A 532-nucleotide genomic window follows, 5' to 3' on the forward strand; every position below is an offset into this window, starting at 1 on the left:
CGCGCCTGCTGGAACAGACGGAAGAACGCCTGTTCGCCCTGCGCGCGGAAGCCCGCAAGCATGGCGTGTCGGTGCCGGAACTGCCGGGGCTTCTCGCCGCCTTCGCGGAGCGGCTGAGCGCGCTCGATTCCGGCAATGCCCGCATCGACGCGCTGGAAAAGCGCGTGGCCGAAACCCGCGCCGGTTTCGAAGCCATCGCCCTTGACCTGACCGCCGCACGCGAAAAGGCGGCCCGCAGGCTGGAACAGGCCGTGATGGCGGAACTCAGGCCGCTGCGGCTGGAGCGCGCGCGCTTTATCGTCTCGCTCCTGCCGCTGGAGGCGGAGGCGTGGAACGCACGCGGCAAGGAACAGGCTTCCTTCCTGATCGCGGCCAATCCCGGCCAACCGCCGGGGCCGCTGGCGAAAGTGGCGTCGGGCGGGGAGCTGTCGCGTCTCATGCTGGCGCTCAAGGTCGTGCTGGCGGGGCGTTCGGCCATTCCCACGCTGGTATTCGATGAAGTGGATTCCGGCGTGGGCGGGGCCACCCGCCA

At 69.9% G+C, this 532-nt stretch carries 1 pseudogene; it reads left to right on the forward strand.

Annotated elements, in window-relative coordinates:
• Nucleotides 1-532, forward strand: a pseudogene (locus JCM25156_RS26775) (DNA repair protein RecN); the annotation flags it as partial.

This window comes from Komagataeibacter kakiaceti JCM 25156, assembly GCF_000613305.1.